Annotated in this window: 16 protein-coding genes and 2 tRNA genes; 12 read left to right on the forward strand and 6 right to left on the reverse strand. The window is 70.3% G+C overall.

The window, feature by feature from the left end:
* A complete protein-coding gene (locus LY13_RS14800; RefSeq protein ID WP_253829008.1) occupies positions 1 to 1,233 on the reverse strand; it encodes an FAD-dependent oxidoreductase in 1,233 nt (410 codons plus the stop codon).
* Between the two features lie 220 nt (positions 1,234 to 1,453).
* Here LY13_RS14800 and gltX point away from each other — a divergent pair, with 220 nt between their 5' ends.
* The 4 genes from gltX (at position 1,454) to LY13_RS14820 (ending at position 4,236) form a co-directional block, all read left to right on the forward strand.
* Positions 1,454 to 2,941, forward strand: a complete 1,488-nt coding sequence (gene gltX / locus LY13_RS14805; RefSeq protein WP_253829009.1) for a glutamate--tRNA ligase — start codon at positions 1,454 to 1,456, stop codon at positions 2,939 to 2,941.
* A 183-nt stretch (positions 2,942 to 3,124) separates the two neighbouring features.
* Positions 3,125 to 3,865 (forward strand): HAD family hydrolase, encoded by a 741-nt coding sequence (locus LY13_RS14810; RefSeq protein ID WP_253829053.1) that lies wholly within the window; start codon positions 3,125 to 3,127, stop codon positions 3,863 to 3,865.
* A 173-nt stretch (positions 3,866 to 4,038) separates the two neighbouring features.
* Positions 4,039 to 4,110 (forward strand) — tRNA-Gln (locus LY13_RS14815).
* A gap of 53 nt (positions 4,111 to 4,163) precedes the next feature.
* Positions 4,164 to 4,236, forward strand: a tRNA-Glu gene (locus LY13_RS14820).
* 337 nt (positions 4,237 to 4,573) lie between these two features.
* Here LY13_RS14820 and LY13_RS14825 read toward each other — a convergent pair.
* A complete protein-coding gene (locus tag LY13_RS14825; RefSeq protein ID WP_253829010.1) occupies positions 4,574 to 5,293 on the reverse strand; it encodes an IclR family transcriptional regulator in 720 nt (239 codons plus the stop codon).
* A 161-nt stretch (positions 5,294 to 5,454) separates the two neighbouring features.
* Between LY13_RS14825 and leuC the strand changes: the two genes are divergently transcribed.
* The 3 genes from leuC to LY13_RS14840 all read left to right on the forward strand — a co-directional run bounded on the left by leuC (position 5,455) and on the right by LY13_RS14840 (position 8,671).
* Entirely contained in the window at positions 5,455 to 6,867 is a 1,413-nt protein-coding gene (gene leuC, locus LY13_RS14830; protein WP_253829011.1) for a 3-isopropylmalate dehydratase large subunit, read from the forward strand.
* 62 nt (positions 6,868 to 6,929) lie between these two features.
* A complete protein-coding gene (leuD, locus tag LY13_RS14835; RefSeq protein WP_253829012.1) occupies positions 6,930 to 7,535 on the forward strand; it encodes a 3-isopropylmalate dehydratase small subunit in 606 nt (201 codons plus the stop codon).
* A 266-nt stretch (positions 7,536 to 7,801) separates the two neighbouring features.
* Complete coding sequence (locus tag LY13_RS14840) at positions 7,802 to 8,671, forward strand: HU family DNA-binding protein (RefSeq protein ID WP_253829013.1); 870 nt, start codon at positions 7,802 to 7,804, stop codon at positions 8,669 to 8,671.
* Positions 8,672 to 9,001: 330 nt separating this feature from the next.
* Here LY13_RS14840 and LY13_RS14845 read toward each other — a convergent pair whose 3' ends face one another.
* From LY13_RS14845 to LY13_RS14855, 3 genes are read right to left on the reverse strand one after another with little or no spacing between them, the layout of a single operon-like run.
* Complete coding sequence (locus tag LY13_RS14845; RefSeq protein ID WP_253829014.1) at positions 9,002 to 9,949, reverse strand: NUDIX hydrolase; 948 nt, start codon at positions 9,947 to 9,949, stop codon at positions 9,002 to 9,004.
* Positions 9,946 to 12,177, reverse strand: coding sequence for an RNA degradosome polyphosphate kinase (locus tag LY13_RS14850; protein WP_253829015.1), 2,232 nt, complete (start codon positions 12,175 to 12,177; stop codon positions 9,946 to 9,948). Before LY13_RS14850 ends, LY13_RS14845 begins: the two co-directional genes overlap by 4 nt.
* Before the next feature lie 31 nt (positions 12,178 to 12,208).
* Positions 12,209 to 13,015 (reverse strand): CofC family guanylyltransferase, encoded by an 807-nt coding sequence (locus tag LY13_RS14855; RefSeq protein WP_253829016.1) that lies wholly within the window; start codon positions 13,013 to 13,015, stop codon positions 12,209 to 12,211.
* An 84-nt stretch (positions 13,016 to 13,099) separates the two neighbouring features.
* Here LY13_RS14855 and LY13_RS14860 point away from each other — a divergent pair, with 84 nt between their 5' ends.
* From LY13_RS14860 to LY13_RS14870, 3 genes are all read left to right on the forward strand, one after another.
* The gene (locus LY13_RS14860) at positions 13,100 to 13,798 is read left to right on the forward strand and encodes a lysophospholipid acyltransferase family protein (protein WP_253829017.1); all 699 of its coding nucleotides are present in this window, start codon (positions 13,100 to 13,102) and stop codon (positions 13,796 to 13,798) included.
* Positions 13,791 to 14,852, forward strand: a complete 1,062-nt coding sequence (locus LY13_RS14865; protein WP_253829018.1) for an NAD(P)H-dependent glycerol-3-phosphate dehydrogenase — start codon at positions 13,791 to 13,793, stop codon at positions 14,850 to 14,852. The genes LY13_RS14860 and LY13_RS14865 overlap by 8 nt, the downstream gene beginning before the upstream one ends.
* Positions 14,853 to 15,100: 248 nt before the next feature.
* Positions 15,101 to 15,640 carry a cysteine dioxygenase gene (locus LY13_RS14870; RefSeq protein WP_253829019.1) on the forward strand — a complete coding sequence of 180 codons (540 nt, stop codon included), beginning with the start codon at positions 15,101 to 15,103 and terminating at the stop codon, positions 15,638 to 15,640.
* 113 nt (positions 15,641 to 15,753) lie between these two features.
* Here LY13_RS14870 and LY13_RS14875 read toward each other — a convergent pair whose 3' ends face one another.
* A complete protein-coding gene (locus LY13_RS14875; RefSeq protein WP_253829020.1) occupies positions 15,754 to 16,527 on the reverse strand; it encodes a pyridoxamine 5'-phosphate oxidase family protein in 774 nt (257 codons plus the stop codon).
* A 186-nt stretch (positions 16,528 to 16,713) separates the two neighbouring features.
* On the opposite strand from LY13_RS14875, the gene pdxR reads away from it, so the two are divergent.
* Entirely contained in the window at positions 16,714 to 18,069 is a 1,356-nt protein-coding gene (pdxR, locus tag LY13_RS14880) for a MocR-like pyridoxine biosynthesis transcription factor PdxR (protein ID WP_253829055.1), read from the forward strand.
* A gap of 11 nt (positions 18,070 to 18,080) precedes the next feature.
* Positions 18,081 to 19,178 (forward strand): D-alanine--D-alanine ligase family protein, encoded by a 1,098-nt coding sequence (locus LY13_RS14885; protein WP_253829021.1) that lies wholly within the window; start codon positions 18,081 to 18,083, stop codon positions 19,176 to 19,178.
* Positions 19,179 to 19,330: the final 152 nt, after the last annotated feature.

A 19,330-nucleotide genomic window follows, 5' to 3' on the forward strand; every position in this document is an offset into this window, starting at 1 on the left:
TCACCGCGTTCTGCGGGCGAACTCGGGCGCATGCTCGGGCCGCAGCCCGATGCCGACGAGGTAGGCGGGGACGAACGACAGCGCCGGAAACCGGCGCAGCAGCCGCTGGGCCGGTTTCGGCGGGCCCAGCCGCCTGCCCTCCACGACGGGTGCGGCCACCATGCGGTGCAGCATCCGTTGCAACGTCTGCACCGCCGCCGTCGGCAACAGTCTGCGCCTGCGCACCGCGGCCAGCTCGGCCGTCGTCGGCCCGCCGCGGCGCAACGGTTCGGCCAGCAGCGTCGCGGCCGCCACCGCGTCCTGCACCGCGAGGTTGATCCCCACGCCGCCGATCGGGGACATCGCGTGCGCGGCGTCGCCGATGCACAGCAGCCCGTCGGTGTGCCAGCGGGGGAGCCGGTTCAGCCGCACGTCGAGGTGTTTCACCTCGTCCATCGACGCCAGCTCGTCCACGCGGTGCGCGAGGTGCGGTACGACCTCCGCGACGTCGCGGCGGAACGCCCCGACACCGCGGCGGCGCAGCTCGTCGTCGGTGCCCTTGCGGCCCAGGTAGGCGAGCTGGTGGAAACCCTCGCGCGGGATGTCGATGACGAACCGGCCCCGGTGCATCGTGGGTGACAGCGCCGCGGTCGTGTCGTCGGCGTCACGGCCGAGCCGGAACCACCACACGTCGAACGGCACGGGCCATTCCTTCGGGGTCAGTCCCACCTCGCGCCGGGCCGACGAGTGGCGGCCGTCCGCGGCCACGGTCAGGTCCGCGTGGATCTCACCCTCGCCGTCCGGCCCGCGATGACGCACGCCGACGACCCGGCCTTCGCTCCGGACCAGTCCGGTCACCTCGGTGTTCATGCGCAGCGTGAACGCCGGTTCGTCGGCCCCGGCCTTCGCGAGCAGGTTCAACAGGTCCCACTGCGGCGTCAGCGCGATGTACGGGTGCCGGGTCACGCGGGCCAGCCTGCGCAGGTCACCGACGACCACCGGCGTGCCGTCCGCGGCGGGGAAGGCGATCTCGTCCAGCCTGCTCTGCGGCAGCGCCGCGAACTCCTCGCCGAGGCCGAGCTCGTCCAGCAGGGTCTGCGTCGACGGGTGCACGGTGTCGCCGCGGAAATCGCGGAGGAAGTCGCCGTGTTTCTCCAGTACGGTCACCTCGACGCCCGCACGGGCCAGCAGCAGTCCGAGCACCATGCCCGCCGGGCCGCCGCCGGCGATGACGCAGTTCGTGCGTGCGGTCATCCCGACCACCTCGTTTCCTCGTCGACGTTCGTTCGCCGCAGCGTGCCGTTCCGTGCTCGCCCGCTACGACGCCTCAGGTCTGCGCTACGACACTCCGGATTCCGACACCGCAGGCTTTCGACCCGCAGGCCTTCGAACTCGCAACTATTCAACGTGCGTTGAATAGTTTCAGCATGCGCTCGCGGGCGGCGGAAGTCAACAGCGCTACGCTGGGTGGGCTATGACTGAGAACAAGCCCGCCGCCGTTCGCGCCCGCTTCTGCCCGTCGCCCACCGGTACGCCGCACGTGGGCCTGATCCGCACCGCGCTGTTCAACTGGGCGTTCGCCCGGCACAACGGCGGGAAGCTCGTGTTCCGTGTCGAGGACACCGACGCGTCGCGTGACAGCGAGGAGTCGTACACGGCCCTGCTCGACGCACTGCGGTGGCTCGGCATCGACTGGGACGAAGGGCCCGAGGCCGGGGGCGAGTACGGCCCGTACCGGCAGAGCGAACGCGGCGACATCTACCGCGACGTCGCCGCGAAGCTGCTCGAGGCGGGCGAGCTCTACGAGGCGTTCTCCACCAACGAGGAGGTCCAGCAGCGGCGGAAGGACGCCGGGCAGGACCCCCAGCTCGGCTACGACAACTACGACCGCGACCTCACGGAGGAGCAGAAGCGGGCCTTCCGCGCCGAGGGCCGCGAACCGGTGCTGCGCCTCCGGATGCCGGACGAGGACCTGTCCTGGAACGACCTCGTGCGCGGTGAGATCGAGTTCAAGGCCGGTACCGTCCCCGATCCCGTGCTGGTGCGCGCCAACGGGGCGCCGCTGTACACGCTGACCAACCCCGTCGACGACGCCCTGATGCGCATCACGCACGTGCTGCGCGGTGAGGACCTGCTCCCGTCGACGCCGAGGCAGATCGCGCTGTACGGGGCCCTGCAGCGCGTCGGCGTCGCCGAGTTCGTCCCCGAGTTCGGTCACCTGCCGTACGTCATGGGCGAGGGCAACAAGAAACTGTCCAAACGAGACCCGCAGTCGAACCTGTTCAACTACCGCGACCGCGGTTTCGTCCCGGAAGGGCTGTTGAACTACCTCGCGCTGCTCGGGTGGTCGATCGCCGACGACCGCGACATCTTCACCGTCGACGAGCTCGTCGAGGCGTTCGAGATCACCAAGGTCAGCGCCAACCCCGCGCGGTTCGACGTCAAGAAGGCCGAGTCGATCAACGGCAACCACGTGCGCTCGCTGAGCCACGACGACTTCGTCGCGCGCGTCACGCCGTACCTCGTCGACGCGGGCGTGCTGCCGGCCCGGCCGTCCGAGGACCAGCAGGCGAAGCTCACCGCGATCGCGCCGCTGGTGCAGGAACGCGTGGCCGTGCTGTCCGAGGCCTGCGACCTGCTGCGGTTCCTGTTCGTCGACGAGGCCGAGTTCGCACCGGAGGAGGCCGCGGCCACGAAGGCGCTCGGCCCGGACTCCGAACCGGCACTGCGGGCCGCCATCGAGGCTCTGGAAGGGCTCTCGTCGTGGGCCGCGGCCGACATCGAGCAGGCGCTCAAGGACGCGCTCGTCGAAGGCCTGGGACTCAAGCCGCGCAAGGCGTTCACCCCCGTGCGCGTCGCCGTGACCGGACGCACCGTGTCACCGCCGCTCTACGAATCGATGGAACTGCTCGGCCGTGATGTGTCACTCGGACGGCTGCGCCGAGCGCTGCCGGGCAACTGAGCGTAGGCGAGCTGGACCGAAACAGACCCGGCCATATCACCTCCTCAGCAGAGTCGGGCCGACGCAAAAACCCCTAGCCTCGCGTGAGTGGCTTTTGCGCTTGGCTCCCCGACAGCTCCGCATCCCGTCCCCGACACCGATCGTGACGACGTCGACGTCTGGGCACCGCCCGAACTCCGGGTCGTGTGCCTGGACATCGACGACACACTGATCGACTTCACGGAGACGGGCAAGCGCACGCTCGCCGCGCTCACCGGACGTCGCGACATCTGGGACGAATGGGAACGCGTCACCGACGAGCACGTCGCACGCGTCGTCGCGGGCGACCTCGACTACGCCGACATGCACACCCGGCGCACCCACGCATTCCTGCGCGGCCTCGGCATGGACGTCGACCTCGCCTCCGCGGCCGCGTTCGAGACCCGCCGCAAGACGCTGCTGAACCGGTCGTGGCGGCTCTTCGACGACGTCGTTCCCTGTCTGGAATGGCTCGCCGCCGCCGGTATCCAGCTGGCCGCCGTGACGAACGCCTCCGGGGCCCACCAGCGCGACAAGCTCGCATCCCTCGGTCTCGCCCGGTTCTTCGACCACGTCGCCATCGCAGGCGAACTGGGCGTCGCCAAACCCGATCCCGCGATGTTCCAGTCCGTCTGCCTCCAACTCGGCTGCGACCCGCGCGAGGCCGTGCACCTGGGGGACAAGCTCACCACCGACGCCGTCGGAGCGCGTGACGCCGGTCTCACCGGAATCTGGCTGCACCGCGACCCCGACCACGAACTCGCCCCGCGGACTGCCGACGACGACACCGAGGACGCGGCCCGCAGCGGGGCGCCCGCCGACATCCACGTCCTCACCTCGCTGGCCGGCCTGCCCGAACTGCTCGTCTCCGAGTTCGTGCGCGTCGGCGTCCCCGCCCCGCGCTGAGACGCCGCACCGGCCGTGACACCTGCGGCAACGCGCCGGGACGCCGCGGACGGGACCCCGGCTGCAAGCGGCCACACAGCGTGGTCTATGCTTTCTTCAACAACGCGATACGGACCCGGGACGGGCCTGGCGAGCCGACGAGCTCCGCGGAACGACTCGGACGAAGTATCCGTTGGGGTATGGTGTAATCGGCAGCACGACTGATTCTGGTTCAGTTAGTCTAGGTTCGAGTCCTGGTACCCCAGCTGAGAAGCGAACACACCGCTCTGGTAAGTTCTCTTCCAACACAAAAGAACACGCCCCCGTCGTCTAGCGGCCTAGGACGCCGGCCTCTCACGCCGGTAGCGTGGGTTCGAATCCCATCGGGGGTACGAGAAAAAGTAGGGAAACCCTATCTGCGGAAAGCGCAGATAGGGTTTTTCTCGTTGTGTCTTGTGGGTGCGCAGCCCCCACACCCCAGCCCGGCGGGCTCCGCCCCTCCGGCCCCCTGCCTGTGGTCGCGTGGCGTTCGTGGGTTGCGTGGGGTGGGTGGGTCGGCCGAGTTCGCTGCGCTCACCGGCCTGAGTTGGGGAGGGGGCGTCGACCTCGCTGCGCTTCGGTCGACGGTTCGGGTTCCGTAGGTGCGTTCGTCGACGGGTGGGCGGCCGTTGCTCGCTGCGCTCGCTCGGTCTCGCAGGGGTGAGGGGTGGCCGGGTGCGGGTTTCGGGGTCAGAGGCGTTCCTGGAGGGATTCCGCGGCGTCCAGGAGGTCGCTCGCCCAACGGGCGCCCGGCTTCCGGCCGATCCGGTCCACCGGACCCGACACCGACACCGCCGCCACGACCGCACCCGACGAATCCCGCACCGGCGCCGACACACTCGCCACCCCCGGCTCGCGTTCGGCCACACTCTGCGCCCAACCACGACGCCGAACCTCCAACAGCGTCCGCTCCCCGAACACGGCCTCCGCCAGAATCGACTGCTGCGTATGGGCATCCGCCCACGCCGTCAGCACCTTCGCCCCGGAACCCGCCGTCATCGGCAACCGCGTACCCACCGGCACCGTGTCCCGCAGCCCACTCGGTGGCTCGGCCGACGCCACACATACCCGCTGCACCCCGTCCCGGCGGTACACCTGCACGCTCTCGCCCGTCATGTCCCGCAACTTGGGCAACACGACCGCCGTCGCATCCAACAGCGGATCCGCCGTCCCACCGGACAACTCCGCCAACGCCGCACCGGGACGCCACCGGCCGTCCGGACCCCGCCGCAACAACCGGTGCACCTCGAGCCCCACCGCCAACCGGTGCGCCGTCGCCCGCGGCAGCCCCGTCTCGGCGCACAACTCCGCCAAGCCGCACGGCTGCTGCGCCGCCGCCTGCAACACGGCGATCGCCTTGTCCAAGACACCGATACCGCTCTGCTGAGCCTCAGAGTTATGCTGTCCCACACAGCGATACTACAATCCCGAAGTCTGGGACGTCCACCATTTGGGACGGTTCGGGTGATCACAGTCCGGCCGGCCACCACATTTCCCCGATGGTCGTCGGTTCCCAGCGACCACAGTTCCCAGCGACCACAGTTCCCAGCGACGTTCATGGAGGAGCCCTGATGGCGGAGAAACGGGGCCGCACACTCGCCGAAAAGGTGTGGGACGAGCACACGGTACGCCGCGGTGAAGGCGCCGAACCCGATGTGCTGTTCATCGACCTGCACCTCGTGCACGAGGTCACCAGTCCGCAGGCGTTCGACGGTCTCCGGCTCGCCGGCCGTCAGGTCCGCAGGCCGGATCTCACGATCGCCACCGAGGACCACAACGTGCCCACGGTGGACATCGAACTGCCGATCGCCGACCCGGTCTCCAAGACCCAGGTCGACACCCTGCGCAAGAACTGCGAGGAGTTCGGCGTCCGGCTGCACCCCATGGGTGACGCCGAACAGGGCATCGTCCACGTGATCGGCCCGCAGCTGGGTCTCACGCAACCCGGCACGACCGTGGTGTGCGGCGACAGCCACACCTCGACGCACGGTGCGTTCGGCGCCATGGCTTTCGGTATCGGCACCTCCGAGGTCGAACACGTCCTCGCGACGCAGACGCTGCCGCTGCGGCCGTTCAAGACGATGGCGATCAACGTCGAGGGCACGCTGCGCCCGGGCGTGACCGCGAAGGACATCATCCTCGCCGTCATCGCGAAGATCGGCACCGGTGGCGGGCAGGGCTACGTGCTCGAGTACCGGGGCAGCGCGATCGAATCGCTGTCGATGGAAGCCCGCATGACGATCTGCAACATGTCCATCGAGGCGGGTGCCCGCGCGGGCATGATCGCGCCCGACGAGACCACGTTCGAGTACCTGAAGGGGCGGCCGCACGCGCCGCAGGGTGCGCAGTGGGACGAGGCCGTGGCCGCGTGGCGCGAGCTGCGCACCGACGCCGACGCCGAGTTCGACGCCGAGGTCACGATCGACGCCGACGCGCTGACGCCGTACGTGACGTGGGGCACGAACCCGGGTCAGGGGCTCCCGCTGGGCGAGAGCGTGCCGGACCCCGAGCAGCTGGGTGACGAGGGTGCCAAGTTCGCCGCGGAGAAGGCCCTGTCCTATATGGATCTCGAGCCCGGTACGCCGCTGCGGGAGATCGCGGTCGACACGGTGTTCCTCGGCTCCTGCACCAACGGCCGGATCGAGGACCTGCGGGCGGCCGCGGACGTGCTGCGCGGCAAGAAGGTCGCCGACAGTGTGCGCATGCTCGTCGTCCCCGGCTCGATGCGGGTGCGGAAGACGGCCGAGGAAGAGGGCCTCGACAAGGTCTTCCTCGACGCGGGGGCTGAGTGGCGCCAGGCAGGCTGCTCGATGTGCCTGGGCATGAACCCGGACCAGCTCGAGCCGGGTGAGCGCAGTGCCTCGACGTCCAACCGCAACTTCGAGGGCAGGCAGGGCAAGGGTGGCCGGACGCACCTCGTCTCGCCACTCGTGGCCGCCGCCACGGCCGTGCGCGGCACGCTGTCGTCCCCGGAAGACCTCTGACCCACCACCACTTCACACCGATCGCACGCGAGAGCGATCGCACACACCGGGAGTCACCCCTCATGGAACCGATCACCGAGCACACCGGCATCGGAGTGCCGCTGCGCAGGTCCAACGTGGACACCGACCAGATCATCCCCGCCGTCTACCTCAAGCGTGTGAGCCGTACCGGCTTCGAGGACGGCCTGTTCGCCGCCTGGCGCGGCGACGAGCAGTTCGTGCTCAACGTCGAGCCCTTCGACCGCGGCACCGTGCTCGTCGCCGGGCCCGACTTCGGCACCGGCTCCTCACGGGAGCACGCCGTGTGGGCGCTGATGAACTACGGCTTCCGCGTCGTCATCTCGTCCCGCTTCGCCGACATCTTCCGCGGTAACGCCGGCAAGCAGGGGCTCGTGGCCGCGCAGTGCTCGCCCGACGACGTCGAACTGCTGTGGAAGATCCTCGAGAACGAACCCGGCACCACGGTCACTGTGGACCTCGCGGAGAAGACCGTGCGGGCCAAGGACTTCAGTGCCCCCTTCGAGATCGACGACTACACGCGCTGGCGGCTGATGGAGGGCCTCGACGACATCGCCCTGACGCTGCGCCACGCCGACGACATCGCCGAGTTCGAACGAGGCAGGCCCGCCCACAAGCCCGTGACGCTTCCGGCGGAGCAGTCGCAGTAGGAGCAGCCTCAGCAGGCCCACCACCTCCTGGCGAACCTCGAAGATTCCCTGTTCACCAAGGGAATCCGGCCCGGCCCACCGGCCGGCATCCGACGCCGGACGGCCGCCTTCCGAACCGGGTCCGATCGCCGCTCCCGGGCGGCGATCGCCCATCCGGTAAGGGAAAAATCCGCGTGCCGTTTGGAAATTGTGCTGCGTAGGTAATACCGTGTGCGCATGTCGGCCGGTGTGGCCGGGTAACACGTAGTTCTTCTTGGAGGACTGGAATGGCCAACAAGGCCCAACTCATCGAGGCGCTCGGCGAGCGTCTGGGCGACAAGAAGGTCGCCACGCAGGCCGTCGACAATCTCGTCGACATCATCATTCGGACGGTCAACAAGGGTGAAAAGGTGAACATCACCGGTTTCGGTGTGTTCGAGAAGCGCGCCCGCGCCGCCCGCACCGCGCGGAACCCGCGTACCGGTGAGACCGTCCGCGTGAAGAAGACCAACGTCCCGGCCTTCCGCGCGGGCACCACCTTCAAGGATGTGGTGAGCGGCACGAAGAAGCTGCCGAAGGCCACGAAGGCCAAGCCGGTGTCCGGCACGACGGCGCGCGGCACCACCGCCCGTGCCACGACGTCCACGGCGTCGTCCACGCGCAGCACGACCACCCGTTCGCGTGCCACGACCGCGACCCGGGCCACGGCCACGAAGTCGGCTCCGAAGACCGCGACCAAGTCCACGGCGTCGAAGTCCACGGCCACCAAGTCGGCTCCGAAGACGGCCGCCAAGTCCACGGCGTCGAAGTCGACCGCGTCGAAGTCGACCGGAAGCAAGGCCACGGCCGCCAAGTCCACGGCTGCCAAGTCGACCGCCGCCAAGTCGACCGCTGCCAAGAGCACCACGAAGGCCGCGCCGAAGACGGCGTCGAAGTCCACGGCCGCCAAGTCCACGGCGTCGAAGTCGACGGCCGCCAAGTCCTCGACCGCGAAGGCCTCGACTGCGAAGTCGACGGCCGCCAAGTCGACGGCCAAGAAGCCTGCGACCAAGGCCGCGCCGAAGACCGCCACGAAGACGACCAAGGCGGCAGCCACGCCGGCGAAGACCACCGCCAAGGCGTCCACGACGAAGAAGACGGCCACCAAGAAGAAGTGAGCCGCTCGGCGGCTCACCCTCACGTGGCGTCGTTCACGTCACGCGCAGCCGGGCCCCGCGCCACATCCGGTGGTGCGGGGCCCGTCGCTGTGCGGGAGAACACGTGCGGAAAAGCACGTGCGGGGAAACACGTTCAGGAATGCCTCGTGCGGCAAGCCACCGCGCGGGACGGCATCGCCGTGGAGCCGTGCCGCTGCACGGGGAGCCGCGGCACGGGCAGCCCGTTGTGCCGGGCGCGCTGTGACGGCGTGTGACGCCGCCGCTGGAGCGACGATGCCTCTGTCGGGCCCCTCGGGCCGGTGCTTTCCCGTGCGGGACGCTCCGGCCGCCTCAGACGGCGAGTGGTGCGGCCAGTGGGTTCGACAGGTAGCCGGCCGCGACGAGACGTCCCACCCGGTCGAACGAGAGCTGCCAGACCGAGCCCTTCTTCGCCGGGAGACCGTCCGGTGTGGTGTGTGGCAACGTGACGCCACCACGGTCGGCGAGGACGGCCACGGCGTGCGGGATCACACCTCCCTGGCTGCACACCACGGGGGTGCCGCCCTCGACCGCGATCTCGACGATGCGCTGCACGGCGCGATGCGGGTCGGCGGCGAACGCGCGCTCCGAGAGTGCGTCGTCGTGTCCCACCTCGGTGCCGAGGTCCTCGGCGACGCCCCGCACCGTCTGGACGCAGCGCAACAGGGGAGCGGACACCACCCGGTCCGGGGCGAACGCGTTCAGGACCGTGCGCAGGGCGCTCGCTTGCCGTTCACCCGCGTCACTCAACGGCCGCAGATCGTCGTCACCGGTCCAGGACTCCCGTTTGCCCGCCTTGGCGTGCCGCACGAGCAGCACCGACGTGACGTGTCGGGGCAGCGCGTCGAAGCAGGCCACCACGTCGGCATCCGATGCGTACGACAACAGCCGGGCCGCGTCGGACGGTGCGACCCAGCGCAGTTCGTCGACTTCCGCATTGGTCTCGAATGCGCCGTCGCCGGCCCGTGCACTGAAGTAGTCGACGGCTTTCCTGCCACGCGCGACGTGGTATTCGATCCGTTTCAGGAATGCGCCGAGTACGGCGCCGTAGCCCGTTTCCTCCCGGAGTTCCCGGACGGCCGCGACCGGCGCGGTTTCGCCCGGGTCGAGATGTCCTTTCGGCAGCGACCAGTCGTCGTAACGCGGCCGGTGGACGACCGCGATCTCGACACCCGGTTCGTCGCCCGTGGCGGGCCTCCACAGCACAGCACCCGCCGCGTGGGCGACGATCTCGTCTGTGGCGCCGGTGGTGGTACTCACCCTGTTGCTCCGTGCTTGCGTAGCGTTTCCAGTTGATGGTCGCGGACCTCGGACGAATCCGCGGGGGAGGGTTGCCACTCACCCGTCGACGTGAGGATCCAGCACCGGGTGTGCCGGTCCATCGTCGAACTGAGGATCTCGTCGAGTTCTGCGGTCAGTTTCGGGTTGCGGACCTGGACGAGCGCTTCGATGCGACGGTCGAGGTTGCGGTGCATCATGTCGGCGCTGCCGATCCAGTACGAGGCGGTGGCGCGGAAGTGGAAGATCCGCGAATGCTCGAGGAACCGGCCGAGGATCGAACGCACGGTGATGTTGTCGCTCAGCCCCGGAACACCGGGTTTGAGCGTACAGATGCCGCGGACGATGACCTCGACGGGAACTCCGGCCTGTGATGCGCGGTACAGCCCGTCGATGACCTGTTCGTCGACGAGCGAGTTGCACTTGAGGCGGATGCCTGCCTCGTGCCCCTGTTGCGCGAGTTCGATCTCCCGGGACACGTGGTCGAGGATCCCGCGCCGGATACCGCTCGGCGAGGTGAGGATGTTGCGGTACGTCGCCTGGTGCGAATAGCCGGTCAGGACGTTGAACAGGTCCGTCAGGTCGGCACCGATCGCCGGATCCGCTGTGAGCAGCCCCAGGTCCTCGTAGTGGCGCGCCGTCTTCGGGTTGTAGTTGCCCGTGCCGATGTGGCAGTAACGGCGGATGGTCGAACCCTCCTGCCGGACGACCAGCGACACCTTGCAGTGCGTCTTGAGGCCGACGAGCCCGTAGACGACGTGCACGCCCGACCGTTCGAGGGTGCGTGCCCACGTGATGTTGGCCTGTTCGTCGAACCGGGCCTTGATCTCGACGAGCGCGACGACCTGTTTGCCCGCCTCGGCGGCGTCGACGAGCGCGTCGACGATCGGCGAGTCGCCCGACGTGCGGTACAGCGTCTGCTTGATCGCCAGCACCTTGTCGTCCGCGGCCGCCTGCTCGATGAAGCGCTGCACGCTCGTGGAGAACGAGTCGTACGGGTGGTGCACGAGCACGTCACCGTCGCGCAGGGTCGAGAACACGCTCTTGGGCGTCTCGCGTTCGCCGAACGCGGGAGGGGTCGCGGGGACGAACGGCGGGTCCTTGAGCTCCTGGCGGTCCAGTGCCAGCAGCTGGGTCAGGCACGACAGGTCCAGCAGCCCCGGCACCTCGACGACGTCCCGCGTATCGACCTCGAGTTCGCGCAACAGCAGCTCGAGCATGTGCTCGCTCATGTCCTGCGAGACCTCGAGCCGCACCGGCGGGCCGAACCGGCGCTGCGCCAGCTCCCGTTCGAGCGCCTGCAACAGGTCCTCGTCGCGGTCCTCCTCGACCTCGAAGTCGGCGTTGCGGGTGACGCGGAACGCGTGGTGCTCGATGACCTCCATACCGGAGAACAGCTCGCCCAGGTGGGCGGCGATGAGCTCCTCCAGGGGCAGGAAGGTGGCGGTCCGGGTGTCCCGCTGCGGTTCGGTGCGGACCAGCCGGGGCACGTTGTTCGGCACCTTCACCCTGGCGAACCGTTCGGTGCCCTCGGCCGGGTCGCGCACCGTGACGGCGAGGTTGAGCGAGAGGCCCGAGATGTACGGGAAGGGGTGGGCCGGGTCGACGGCCAGTGGCGTGAGCACCGGGAAGATCTGCTCCCGGAAGTAGCGCGAGAGCCGCTCGTGGTCGGCCTCGTCCAAACCGGACCACGACACGATGTGCACGCCCTCACCCGCCAGCGCGGGCCGCACCCGCGCCTCGAAGGCGGTGTTGTGCCGCTGGACGAGCTCCTGGTTGCGCTTGGCGATGTGGGCCAGCTGCTCCCGCGGCGTGAGCCCGTCGGCGCTGCGCACGGACAGGCCGGTCTCGTCTCGGCGCTTCAGCCCCGCCACCCGGACCATGTAGAACTCATCCAAATTGGACGCGAAGATGGCGAGGAACTTGGCCCGCTCGAGCAGCGGCTGGGACTCGTCCTCGGCCAGCGCCAGCACCCGCGCGTTGAAGTCCTGCCACGAGAGTTCGCGGTTGAAATACCGGTTGTCCGGCAGTTCGTCGGGCGTGCGGTCGGTGGGGGTCGCGGCGGGCAGGGCGGCGGGCAGGGCGTGGTTCGCGCCGTCGGTGACGGTCGCTTGCGGTGGCGGTTCGGTGGTCACCCGCCTTGCGCCCGGAGAGCTCGCAGCGGGCGGGGTGCTCTCGTCGTTGGTCACGGACGCATTGTCCACCAACATCCGGCCTCGTGGGCAGGTCCGCCGGGCAGGTTTAACCCTCCGGTCGGTATGCGGCCGCCGGAACGGAACCCGACGGCCGCAGCAACGCGGTGGTGCTCGGTCCCAGCCCGAGCGTGCGCGCGTGGCGCAGGTCCGCCGGGGTGTCGACGTCCGAGCGCAGCGACGGCGCGGCGGCCGTGACCGCCGTCGCTCCCGAGCGTGCGTGCGCCCGGGCCGAACCGGGGCCGAAGGCGGGCGCGAGCGGCTGCCCGGGCGCCGAGAGCAACAACGTCGTGCCGGTGCCGTGCCGGTCGGCCGTGTACGCGCGGCGACCGTCGGCCTCGGCGAGCGCCGCGGCGAGGTCGACGGTGCGCAGCGCGGGCAGGTCGGCCTGCAACGCCCCCACGACGTCGCACTCGTCGCCCCTCGCCGCCGCCCCTGCCGCGGCGGAAGCCCCGTGTGTCGCGCCTCCGTGTGTCGCGCCTCCGTCGGTTCCTGCGCCGTCGGGGCCTGCCGCGCCCGCGGTGACACCGGCACGAACCAGCCGCTCGCCCGTGCACAGTGCGGCGTTGAGGTCCGGGGCGCCGCGGTCGTCGACGACGTCGGCGCCCAGCTCGGCCAGGGCCGCGAGCGCGTCGACGTCGCTTGTGACGACCACCACGCGGTCGACGCCGGGCGTGTCGACCGCCGCCGACACGGTGTCACGGGCCAGCGCGAGCACCAGCGACGTGTGCGTCCCGGTGGCTCGCAGGCCTGCGAGGTCCGGCGAACCAGGCGAAACGGGAGGGGCGAGCGCTCCGCGAAGCCGGGACTTGCCGACGTGAGGCGGCTTCATCGGCACGAGGAGTGTGACGGTCACATCGGCCATCTTCTCGCATCTCTCGTGGTCCGGCGCCTGTGGGAGGATCGAGCGCCGAAGCGTGGACGTGTGCGAGGAGGAGTCTTGGCGGATCGCGAGAAGGGCGGCTTCTGGGTCGGTGCCGCGGCGGCGTTGTTCTACCCGTTGGCGTACCTGAGCAAGCGGGTGTACCGGAATTCCGAGGGCATTCCCCGGAGCGGTCCGGTGCTGCTGGTGATGAACCACGTCTCCCACCTGGATCCGGCCGTCGACGCGGTGTTCGTGCACCGGGCCAAGCGGGTCCCGCGGTTCCTGGCCAAGGCGAGCCTCGTGCGGGTCCCGATCTTCGGCAAGATCATGACCGGCGCGGGCTCCATCCCCGTCGCCCGCGGCACGAGCTCGGCGGGCGACAGCCTCAGGGCGGCGCATCAGGCGCTGGAGGACGGCAAGGTCATCGTGATCTACCCCGAGGGCACGATCACGAAGGACCCGGAGTTCTGGCCGAAGCGCTCGCAGACGGGTGTCGCCCGGCTGGCGCTGGCGAACGACGTCCCGGTCGTCCCGTGCGCACGCTGGGGCACCCAGGAGGTGTTCAACGGCTACACGAAGAAGTTCCGGCCGCTGCCCAGGAAGACGGTGACGCACGTCGTCGGCGAGCCGGTGGACCTGAGCGCCTACCGGGAGAAGGAGCCGACACCGGACGTGCTGCGCGAGGTGACCGACCTGCTCATGGCGGAGGTCACGACGCTGCTGGCCGACGTCCGTGGTGAGGAGCCGCCCGCGAAGGCCGGCAGCGATGCCTGAGCGGCCGTCCGGCCCCGGCGCGGACGCGTCCGGATCCGCGCGGCCCGCCGTGCGCACCGTCACGGTGCTCGGCGCCGGGTCGTGGGGCACGACGTTCGCGAAGATCCTGGCCGACGCGGGCCGGGACGTCACGATGTGGGCACGCAGGCCCGAGGTCGCCGCCGAGATCGCCGGGCAGCACACGAACTCCGCCTATCTGCCCGGTGTGACGCTGCCGGGCAATCTCACCGCGACGTCCGACGCCGCCGCCGCGCTCGACGGCCCCGACGCCGTCGTACTCGCCGTGCCGAGTCAGAGCCTGCGCGACAACCTCGGCCGCTGGCGCGAGCTGCTGCCCGCCGACACGATCCTCGTCAGCCTGGCGAAAGGCGTCGAGCTGGGCACGCTCAAGCGCATGAGCCAGGTGGTGGGCGAGATCGCCGGGGTCGCGGAGGATTCCGTCGTCGTCGTGGCGGGGCCGAACCTGGCGAAGGAGATCGCCGCGGGACAGCCGGCCGCAGGGGTGTTCGCGTGCGGCGACCACGAACGCGCCGTCGCGGTGCAGGAGGCGGCGTTCACGTCGTACTTCCGCCCGTACACCAACACCGACGTGGTCGGCAGCGAGCTCGCGGGCGCCTGCAAGAACGTCGTCGCGCTCTCGTGCGGCATCGCGGCGGGCCTGGGCTTCGGCGCCAACACGGTCGCGACCCTCATCACCCGCGGGCTCGCCGAGACGGCCCGTCTGGGCGTGAAGCTCGGTGCCGACCCGATGACGTTCGCGGGCCTGGCTGGGGTCGGCGACATGGTCGCCACGTGTGCGTCCCCGTTGTCGCGGAACCGCACCTTCGGTGAGCGCATCGGCCGGGGCGAGACGATCGAGCAGGCACAGGAGGCGGTGGGAGGACAGGTCGCCGAGGGCGTCATGTCGTGCCGTTCGATCCGTGACCTGGCCCACGGCGCAGGGGTCGACATGCCCATCACCGACGCGATGTACCGCGTGTGCCACGAGGGCAGCGACCCCGTGACCGTCGGCGCGGAACTCCTCGGACGGGAGCAGAAGCCCGAGCGCATGTGAGCGCGGGCACACCGGTTCGCTCCGTGGAATCGCCTTGACGCTCCACTGTCCGGCTGGTTTTCTTGCGTACGTGCTGACGCAGAACGTATCCGCCCCACGGCGACCGCTCATCGGTCGTCGCGGTACGTGTTGCGCGCCTTGTTGTCGCTGTTGCCGGTGAAGCCGACGCCGTACTCGACGCCGCACCCGCAACCGCTCTGACGTCTTTCGACGATCCCCTTTTCGACAGCAAGGATGTCCGCGTTCCCATGTTCGCCGTTCCCGAGAACACCGTCGCCCTGCCCGAGTCCGCCGCCGGCGTCGCACGTCACCCGGTGCGCATCGCCCGCGACTACGCACTCGACCGTGACCGCTGGCGCACTCTGCTGCGCTACGACCCGGACGAGCGGTTCGCCACGCTGATCGACCGTGTCGACGGTGACGAGGTGTGGCTGCTGAGCTGGCTTCCCGGTCAGCACACCGGTCTGCACGACCACGGCACGGCCACCGGTGCGTTCACCGTCGTGTCCGGGATGCTCACCGAGACGGTCGCGCGCCGGACCGTGGACGGCACCGCACCCGGCTCGGTGGACGGTGCCGCGAAGAGCCGTGCCGGCGGGCGACCGGCCACCGAGGTGCACACGCTCGGCGAGGGCCAGTCCCGCGTGTTCGGCCCGGGATACGCGCACCATGTGCGCAACGAGGGTCCGGACCCGGCGATCAGCGTGCACGTCTACCGCTTCGAGGGGCGCACAGTCCGCCCGGTCCGGGCCGACGCGCGCACCGGCCTGGTGGCCGAACCCGGCTGACGCGCACGCCCCTCGTCGCGTGTCCTGCACTCCTTCCGCGTGTGTCCTGCATTCGGACGGGCGAGTTCTGCGTTCCGGACGGCGCCTGCGTTTCGGACGGCGCCTGGGCACGGTCAGCGTGGGGCGGGGCGTTCGGCGACGTGTGGTGGCGCGGGCAGGTCCGCCGGGACGTACGACGCGGCGCGAGGCGAGCCGAACACCGTGCGGACGTCGATCACCCCTGCCCACACGTCGTCGCGGTCGACGTCGGCGGGCTGCTCGGCGGGGTCGCCGCCGCGGACCTTCACCGACGCCTCCGTCAGGTCGAGGGCCAGTACCGCGACGCCCGCCAGCTCCTTCGCATCCGGTCTGCGCGCGTAGTCCCACGAACCGGGCGCGAGCCGGTCGCTGATCACCTGCAGCGCGCGATCGCGTTCGGCGTCCTCGGTCACCGCGCGCGCTCGCCCGTGCACCACGGCCGAGCGGTAGTTCATCGTGTGGTTGTTCAGCGAGCGCGCGTAGACGATTCCGTCGAGAATCGTGACCGTGACGCAGATGTCCACGCCGCGTGCGGCGGTGCGCACGTTGCCGGAGCCGGTGGAGCCGTGCAGGTAGAGCGTGTCGCCGTCGCGGCCGTACCCGGTCGGCACGCACAGTGGCGAGCCGCCGGACACGAGCGCGAGGTGGCACAGCAGTCCGGCGTCGAGCACGGCGTGCAACTCGCCGCGGTCGGCGACGCCCCGGTCCTGTTTGCGGGTCAGCGTGCTGCGTTCGGTGGAGGACAGCGGTGTGCCGGACCGCTGCGCCGGGGATGACGGCGCTGCGGATGACGGAGCTGGGGACGGCGACGCTGCGGGTGGCGGTGTGGTGGGCGAGGGTGTGGTGGACGGTTGCGGAGAGGTCGGCATGAGGCCCACCATCGCCGACCGGATTGGCATGGTGAAATGTCCACAGTCGAACAGATTCGGAAGGCCACTTCGCGGCTCCGGGTGGAGGAGTCGCTGTGAGGGAGTCACCGTGAGGGAGTCGGTGTGACGCACGTCGAGGCGACGCCGCAACGCGATACGGCGCCACAGCGTGAGACGGCGTTGCCGATGACGCTGGACCGCGATTCGAGTGTGCCGTTGGCCGTGCAGCTGGCCGATGCGCTGCGGGAGTCGGCGTCGTCGGGGCATCTGCGCGGCGGGGACCGGTTGCCGTCCACACGCGCGCTCGCGGGCAGGCTCGGCGTCAGCCGCACCGTGACGGCCGCCGCGTACGAACAGCTCCACGCCGAGGGCTGGATCGTCGGCAAGCACGGTTCGGGCACCTACGTCACGACGTCGCCGCCGACGGCCCGGCCCGAACACCGGTCCGTGGCCCCGCGTGACGAGCCCCCTTCGGGCAGGCTCGCGTTGCTGCCCGGCGTGCCGTGGGCGGAAGGACTGGACCGGTCGGCGTGGCGGCGGGCGTGGCGGGCGGCGTCGGACACGCCTCCCGCCGTGTACCTGTCGAGGACCGGGCTGGGGGAGTACCGAGAGGTCGTCGCCGAGCACCTGTTGCGCCACCGCGGTCTCGATGCGGGTACCGAGTCGGTGCTCGCCACCGGAGGAACGACGGCCGCCGTGGTGGAACTCGCCGCCGCCGTGCTGTCGCCGGGTGACCTCGTCGCCGTCGAGGAACCGGGGTATCAGCGCGCCGTGCAGGCGTTCTCCCGTGCCGGCATGCGGGTGGCCGGTGTGCCGGTGGACGACGAGGGGATGCGCACCGACCGCATCCCGCCCGGTGCGCGCGTCGTGTACTGCTCGCCCGCGCATCAGTACCCGATGGGCTGCCGGATGAGCGCATCCCGTCGTGTCGAGCTCGCGGAACTGGCCAGGCAGCGGGATTTCCTCGTCGTGGAGGACGACTACGACGGCGAGCTGCGTTACGACGTGGCCCCGTTGCCGCTGCTGGCCTCGCTCGCGCCCGACGTCGTCGTGCACCTCGGCACCACGAGCAAGATCCTCACGCCGACGCTGGGTGCGGGGTGGATGGTCGCGCCGCCGTCGGTGACGCGGGCCGTACTGGAACATCGTGAACTGACCGGCACCCGTCCGTCGCCCGCGGGCCAGCACGTGGTCGTCGAGCTCGCTCGGCACGGCGACCTGGGCAGACATCTGCGCAGGTTGCGGCGGGAGCTGTCGGACCGGCGGTCGATCCTCGTGAACGCGTTCGCCACCGCGGGGGTGCCGGTGCTCGGCGACGACGCGGGTGCACACCTCGTGGTGCCGCTGTCGTCGGCCGAGGAGGAACGGGAGCGGATCGCGGCGGGCACACGCCGCGGTGTGCTGTTGGACGGCCTCGCACGGCACTTCGCGACCGCCCCGACGGCACACGGTGTACTCGTCGGCTACGCGGGGTGTTCACGGTCCGAACTCGCCGAATGCGTGCCGACGCTCGTTGAACTGACCCGGATGAGGCACCGGTAGGGTGATCCGTCATGAGTAGCCGCAAGACGCGCGTGGCCGTGGTGTTCGGCGGCCGCAGCAGCGAGCACACGATTTCCTGCGTGTCCGCAGGCTGCGTGCTGGACAACCTGGACCCGGAACGGTTCGACGTCGTGCCCGTCGGCATCACCCCCGAGGGTGGTTGGGTGCTGGGCACCGACGACCCGAAGACCCTCGAGATCCGCGGGCGCGAGCTGCCGTCGGTCGACGACGGCCGTGCGCTCGTGCTGCCGGGCGACCCGACGAGCAAGAGCGTCGTGAGCGTGGAACCCGGCCGTGAGTCCGAGGTGCTGTCCGAGGTGGACGTCGTGTTCCCCGTGCTGCACGGTGCCTTCGGCGAGGACGGCACCATCCAGGGGCTGCTGGAGATGGCGGACATTCCCTACGTCGGTGCGGGCGTGCTCGCCAGCGCGGCGGCGATGGACAAGGAGTTCGCGAAGAAGCTGCTGGCGGCCGAGGAGCTACCGGTCGGTCCGTATGCGACGGTCCGCCGTGGACAGTCCACCCTCGACGAGTCCGAGCGGGAACGGCTGGAGCTTCCGGTGTTCGTCAAGCCGGCGCGGGCGGGCTCGTCGGTCGGCATCACGCGGGTCACCGACTGGTCGCAGCTCGACGACGCGATCGCGCTGGCCCGCAGGACCGACCCGAAGGTGCTCGTCGAGGCGGGGGTCACCGGCCGCGAGGTGGAATGCGGCGTGCTCGAATTCCCCGACGGCCGCGTCGAGGCGTCGCTGCCCGCGGAGATCCGCGTGCTCGCCGATGACGCCGACGCCTGGTACGACTTCGAGACCAAGTACCTCGGCGAGGACGCCGAACTCGACATTCCCGCCAAGCTCGGCGACGACGTCACCGAACGGCTGCGTGCGGCCGCGGTCGAGGCGTTCCGTGCGCTGGACTGCCAGGGACTGGCCCGCGTCGACTTCTTCGTCACCGACTCCGGCGAGCTCGTCATCAACGAGGTCAACACGATGCCTGGCTTCACGACGACGTCGGCCTACCCGAAGATGTGGGCCGTCACGGGCGTCGACTACGCGACCTTGCTGTCCACTCTGGTCGACACGGCGATCGCCCGCGGCACGGGCCTGCGCTGAACCGGCCTGCGCCGAACCGGTCTGCGGGGAGTCGGTCGCCCGGAACGGCCCGCGCCGAGCCGGGTATGCGGGGGCCGGCCGGCCCCCGGGCCGAGGCGCAGGGGCCGGCGCACGTCGAGGCGATTCGCCGCAGGTGCGGGGTGATTCGCCGC

Source organism: Prauserella aidingensis, from assembly GCF_024171865.1.
In the GTDB taxonomy this organism is placed as follows: Bacteria; Actinomycetota; Actinomycetes; order Mycobacteriales; family Pseudonocardiaceae; genus Prauserella; species Prauserella aidingensis.

Bases quoted from the DNA above. Each gene is read 5' to 3' on its own strand.
- leuC (WP_253829011.1), top strand. From the start codon at position 5,455: ATGGCGGAGAAACGGGGCCGCACACTCGCCGAAAAGGTGTGGGACGAG.
- LY13_RS14885 (WP_253829021.1), top strand. From the start codon at position 18,081: ATGAGTAGCCGCAAGACGCGCGTGGCCGTGGTGTTCGGCGGCCGCAGC.
- LY13_RS14870 (WP_253829019.1), top strand. From the start codon at position 15,101: ATGTTCGCCGTTCCCGAGAACACCGTCGCCCTGCCCGAGTCCGCCGCC.
- pdxR (WP_253829055.1), top strand. From the start codon at position 16,714: ATGACGCTGGACCGCGATTCGAGTGTGCCGTTGGCCGTGCAGCTGGCC.
- LY13_RS14840 (WP_253829013.1), top strand. From the start codon at position 7,802: ATGGCCAACAAGGCCCAACTCATCGAGGCGCTCGGCGAGCGTCTGGGC.
- LY13_RS14800 (WP_253829008.1), bottom strand. From the start codon at position 1,233: ATGACCGCACGCACGAACTGCGTCATCGCCGGCGGCGGCCCGGCGGGC.
- LY13_RS14865 (WP_253829018.1), top strand. From the start codon at position 13,791: ATGCCTGAGCGGCCGTCCGGCCCCGGCGCGGACGCGTCCGGATCCGCG.
- LY13_RS14850 (WP_253829015.1), bottom strand. From the start codon at position 12,177: ATGTTGGTGGACAATGCGTCCGTGACCAACGACGAGAGCACCCCGCCC.
- leuD (WP_253829012.1), top strand. From the start codon at position 6,930: ATGGAACCGATCACCGAGCACACCGGCATCGGAGTGCCGCTGCGCAGG.
- LY13_RS14875 (WP_253829020.1), bottom strand. From the start codon at position 16,527: ATGCCGACCTCTCCGCAACCGTCCACCACACCCTCGCCCACCACACCG.
- gltX (WP_253829009.1), top strand. From the start codon at position 1,454: ATGACTGAGAACAAGCCCGCCGCCGTTCGCGCCCGCTTCTGCCCGTCG.